The organism is Mycobacterium sp., assembly GCF_032162605.1.
GTDB lineage: Bacteria > Actinomycetota > Actinomycetes > Mycobacteriales > Mycobacteriaceae > Mycobacterium.
Map to the genome: position 1 here is coordinate 1 of NZ_JAVROT010000384.1, position 4825 is coordinate 4825.

Sequence of the window (4825 nt, forward strand, 5' to 3'; positions counted from 1 at the left end):
GTCGACGGAATCGAGCAGGCCCCGCAGGTTGTCGAGGTGAACATCGAAGTCTCCCCAGGGGATTGCGTTCTTCGATGCGTAGTAGCGGAACACCGTGCGGCGCGCGATGCCTGCGGCGTGCGCGACATCGTCGACGTTGACCGCGTCGAAGCCGCGCGCGCTGAACAGGTCGATGGCCACGTCCGCGATGTGACCGCGGGTCGTGCTGCGTCGGCGGCCCAGGCGGGGACCGGTCTCAAGCGCCATGCCACCTCATCTCGCAGCTCGACTTCCCTTCTGGCACTCGATGCCATATTCTATTCGGCACCGACCCGATGTGTCGAGTGTCACACGACGAAAGGCAGTCAAGCATGGATCAGGATCAGCAAGTCAGCACTGACACCGAACTTGTCACGGAGTCGCTCGTCGAAGAGGTCTCCATCGACGGTATGTGCGGGGTCTACTGACCGTGGACACCGCGCCGGCCAGCACCGGGGTTGAAAGACCCGGGTCCTTCGATCCGGACCGCGGGTGGCGTCTGCACCCCTCGGTCGCGGTGCGGCCGGAGCCGTTCGGGGCGTTGCTGTATCACTTTGGCACCCGCAAGCTCTCGTTTCTGAAGAACACGAAGATCGTCGAGGTGGTCAAGTTGCTCGATGCGCATCCAGACGCCAGGTCCGCCTGCCGCGACGCAGGCATCGATGACGCCGACCAGGCGCCCTATCTGCACGCCCTCGGCGTGCTCGTCCAGTCCAACATGCTGGTCCGCGAGGAGAACACATGACCACGATGGAGTCCGCAGGTCCCGTCCCCCGACTGGTCGAGCAGTTCGAGCATGGCCTCGACGCGCCCATCTGCCTGACCTGGGAGCTGACCTACGCCTGCAACCTGGCGTGCGTGCACTGCCTGTCGTCGTCGGGTAAGCGCGACCCCCGCGAGCTGAGCACGCGGCAGTGCATGGACATCATCGACGAGCTCGAGCGCATGCAGGTCTTCTACGTCAACATCGGCGGTGGCGAGCCGACCGTGCGCTCTGACTTCTGGGAGCTCGTCGACTACGCCACCGCGCATCACGTCGGCGTGAAGTTCTCGACCAACGGCGTGCGGATCGACAAGCTGGTCGCCGCGAAGCTGGCCGCAAGCGACTACGTCGACGTCCAGATCTCTCTGGACGGCGCCACCGCGGAGGTCAACGACGCCGTCCGCGGTCCCGGCTCCTTCGCCATGGCGGTCCGCGCGCTGGAGAACCTGTCCGAGGCGGGGTTCAAGGATGCCAAGATCTCCGTCGTCGTCACCCGCCACAACGTCGGGCAGCTCGACGAATTCAAGGCTCTGGCAGACCAATACGGTGCGACCCTGCGCATTACCCGGCTGCGCCCGTCGGGCCGGGGTGCCGACGTGTGGGACGAGTTGCACCCCACCGCCGCCCAGCAAGTCCAGCTCTACGACTGGCTCGTCGCCCGCGGCGAGGGAATCCTGACCGGCGACTCCTTCTTCCACCTGTCCGGGCTCGGGCAGCCGGGCGCACTGGCCGGCCTGAACCTCTGCGGTGCGGGCCGGGTCGTGTGCCTCATCGATCCCGTCGGGGACGTGTACGCCTGCCCGTTCGCCATCCACGACCGCTTCCTCGCCGGAAACATCCTGCGCGACTCAGGTTTTGGGTCGGGCTTCCACAACGTCTGGAAGTACGCGCCACTGTTCCGCGAGCTGCGCGAGCCGCAGTCGGCCGGAGCCTGCGCCAGCTGCGACCACTACGACGGCTGCCGTGGCGGCTGCATGGCCGCCAAGTTCTTCACCGGCCTGCCGATGGATGGCCCCGACCCCGAGTGCGTGGTGGGTTACGGCGAGCCCGCTCTGGCACGCGAGCGCGACAAGCCCAAGCCCAGCGGCGACCACTCCCGCACCGGAGCCCGCAAGGGACCCATCCCGCTGAAGCTCCTCACCCGTCCGCCTGGTCGTCGGGTCGCCGGCGGCCCGGCTCCGAAGAAGTTCTGCAACGAAAGTCCCGTTTGATCATGGCTCGCGACAAGTGGTTCGAAACCGTATCCATTGCCCAGGAACGGGCGAAGAAACGGCTACCCAAATCCGCCTACTCAGCCCTGCTCGGAGCCAGCGAGAAGGGGGTGACGGTCTCCGATAATGTCGAGTCGTTCTCCGAACTCGGTTTCGCCCCGCACGTGGTCGGTGCGGCCGAAAAGCGCGACCTATCGACAACCGTTATGGGGCAGGACATCTCGCTGCCAGTGATCATCTCGCCGACCGGTGTGCAAGCCGTCGACCCCGGCGGTGAGGTGGCGGTCGCGCGGGCAGCGGCCGCCCGCGGCACCGCGATGGGACTGTCGTCGTTCGCCAGCAAACCGATCGAAGAGGTCGTGGCCGTCAACGGCAAGATCTTCTTCCAGATCTACTGGCTTGGCGGTCGCGACGCGATCCTCGAGCGGGTGCAACGTGCCAAGGAGGCCGGAGCCGTCGGGCTGATCGCCACCACCGACTGGAGCTTCTCCCACGGCCGGGACTGGGGCAGCCCGAAGATTCCCGAGCAGATGAACCTTCGCACCATGCTGAAGATGGCCCCGGAGGTCATCACCAAGCCGCGCTGGCTGTGGGACTTCGGCAAGGCCATGAGCCCGCCGGACCTGCGGGTGCCGAACCAGGGCAAGCGTGGCGAGGCCGGGCCGCCGTTCTTTCAGGCCTACGGCGAATGGATGGGCACACCCCCGCCGACCTGGGAGGACATCGACTGGCTGCGCGACCAGTGGGACGCGCCCTTCATGCTCAAGGGCATAGTCCGGGTCGACGACGCCAAACGCGCTGTGGACGCGGGTGTTTCGGCGATCTCGGTGTCCAACCACGGCGGAAACAACCTGGACGGGACCCCGGCCGCGATCCGTTGTTTGCCTGCCGTGGCCGCCGCAGTCGGCGATCAGGTGGAGGTTTTGCTCGACGGTGGCATCCGACGCGGCAGCGACGTCGTCAAGGCAATCGCCCTCGGTGCGCGCGCGGTCATGATCGGCCGCGCGTACCTGTGGGGCCTGGCCGCCGAGGGGCAACCGGGCGTCGAGAACGTGCTCGACATCATGCGCAGCGGCATCGACTCCGCACTGATGGGCCTCGGCAAGGCCTCCATCCACGACCTCGTCGCTGGCGACGTGCTGACGCCACCCGGATTCACCCGTGCCCTCGGGGTGCCCCCGACCGAGGGCGCCTAGCCTCCGACGCCGCTGTCGCCTGGTCCCGGTGGGGCGGGCGGTGCTGACGAGACGGACGTGATGACAAGGCCGCATCGCAGGTGAACCCGGGGGAACGAATCGTTGGGCAAACACCAACAATCGGCGCACACCAGGTGAATTCGGCCTACCATCGGCGGGTGTCCTTCCCCAGCGTGCTCGGGAACTCAACGGCGAGGCAGCTCCGCGAACTGTCGCCTGCGTTGATCATCCCGCTAGGCTCGACCGAGCAGCATGGGCCGCACCTGCCGGTGGACACCGACACCCGGATCGCTTCCGCGGTGGCCGGCGCGGTTGCTGAGCGACTCGCTGGTAATTGGATGCTCGCGCCCGCGATCGGCTATGGCGCCAGCGGGGAGCACCAGGGATTCCCCGGCACGGTTTCGATCGGCACTTCTGTGCTGCAGCTCTTGCTGGTGGAGTACGGCAGGTCGGCGTGCGACTGGGCGTCGCGGCTGGTCTTCGTCAACGGCCACGGAGGTAACGCTGCCGCCGTTGCTGCAGCCGCTTCGTTGCTGCGCGAGGAGGGTCGGGACGTCGCGTGGTGCGCCTGCAGCGTTCCCGGTGCCGACGCCCACGCCGGCCACACCGAAACGTCTGTATTGCTACATATTTCACCAGAGGTCGTCCGTACCGCGGAGTGGGTGGCCGGCAACCAAGCTCCGCTCGCCGACCTGATGCCGCAGCTGCGCACCGGTGGCGTCGCGGCGGTCAGCCCGGTCGGGGTACTGGGGGACCCCACCACCGCGTCCGCGGTCGAGGGTGCGCGTATCTTTGCTGAGATGGTCGACTCCTGTAGCCGCCGCGTGGTGGCGTGGACTCCCGGCCGCGGGGGGTTGTTGCAGTGACGGGGCCACGACTGCCCGATGGATTCGCCGTGCAGGTGGACCGGAGGGTAAGGGTGCTCGGGGAGGGTTCGGCGCTTCTCGGCGGATCGCCCACCCGACTCCTGCGTCTGGCACCGGCTGCGCAGACCATGCTCAACTGCGGTCGGCTCGAGGTGCACGACGCGCAGAGCGCGCAACTGGCACGCACCCTTCTCGATGCGACCGTCGCGCATCCCCGCCCCGCCACCGGCCCGTCGCACCGCGACGTCACCGTCGTCATCCCCGTGTTGGACAACGCCGTTGGGCTCAATCGGTTGATGCAGGCACTGCACGGCATGCGTGTCGTGGTGGTCGACGACGGTTCCTCACAACCCGTCGAGGTCAGCGACTTCACCGGCCTCCGCTGCGACGTCCGGGTGCTGCGCCACGACACGAGCAAGGGCCCGGCCGCCGCGCGCAACACCGGACTGGCCGCCTGTGAGACGGACTTCGTCGCATTTCTCGACTCCGACGTGGTGCCGCGTCGGGGCTGGCTGGAAGCGCTCCTCGGACACTTCTGCGACCCCGCCGTGGCCCTGGTGGCGCCGCGCATCGTCGGCTTGCACGAGCCGCAGAATCTGGTGGCGCGGTACGAGGCGCTGCGGTCATCCCTCGACCTCGGTCAACGGGAGGCGCCGGTGGTTCCCTTCGGCACCGTCTCGTACGTTCCCAGCGCGGCCATCATCTGCCGTCGAAAGGCACTGGATCAGGTGGGCGGGTTCGACGAGTCGCTCAGGTCCGGTGAAGACGTCG

7 protein-coding genes are annotated in these 4825 nt (G+C 67.6%); 6 read left to right on the forward strand and 1 reads right to left on the reverse strand.

What is annotated here, in order from left to right:
- Window positions 1–246, reverse strand: a 246-nt coding sequence (locus QOI01_RS21620; protein ID WP_526384550.1) for a TetR family transcriptional regulator, incomplete at its 3' end; no start/stop codon positions are given.
- Window positions 247–350: 104 nt separating this feature from the next.
- On the opposite strand from QOI01_RS21620, the gene mftA reads away from it, so the two are divergent.
- From mftA to mftF, 6 genes are all read left to right on the forward strand, one after another.
- On the forward strand, window positions 351–446 hold the full coding sequence (mftA, locus tag QOI01_RS21625) for a mycofactocin precursor MftA (protein WP_526384552.1): 96 nt from the start codon (window positions 351–353) through the stop codon (window positions 444–446).
- Entirely contained in the window at window positions 431–763 is a 333-nt protein-coding gene (gene mftB / locus QOI01_RS21630; RefSeq protein WP_526384554.1) for a mycofactocin biosynthesis chaperone MftB, read from the forward strand. The genes mftA and mftB overlap by 16 nt, the downstream gene beginning before the upstream one ends.
- Before the next feature lie 5 nt (window positions 764–768).
- Window positions 769–1992, forward strand: coding sequence for a mycofactocin radical SAM maturase (mftC, locus tag QOI01_RS21635; protein WP_526384562.1), 1224 nt, complete (start codon window positions 769–771; stop codon window positions 1990–1992).
- A gap of 2 nt (window positions 1993–1994) precedes the next feature.
- Window positions 1995–3188 (forward strand): pre-mycofactocin synthase MftD, encoded by a 1194-nt coding sequence (gene mftD / locus QOI01_RS21640; RefSeq protein WP_526384556.1) that lies wholly within the window; start codon window positions 1995–1997, stop codon window positions 3186–3188.
- A gap of 134 nt (window positions 3189–3322) precedes the next feature.
- Window positions 3323–4054, forward strand: coding sequence for a mycofactocin biosynthesis peptidyl-dipeptidase MftE (gene mftE, locus QOI01_RS21645; RefSeq protein ID WP_526384558.1), 732 nt, complete (start codon window positions 3323–3325; stop codon window positions 4052–4054).
- The coding region (gene mftF / locus QOI01_RS21650; RefSeq protein ID WP_526384560.1) for a mycofactocin biosynthesis glycosyltransferase MftF at window positions 4051–4825 on the forward strand (775 nt) is incomplete at its 3' end. The genes mftE and mftF, both read left to right, overlap by 4 nt.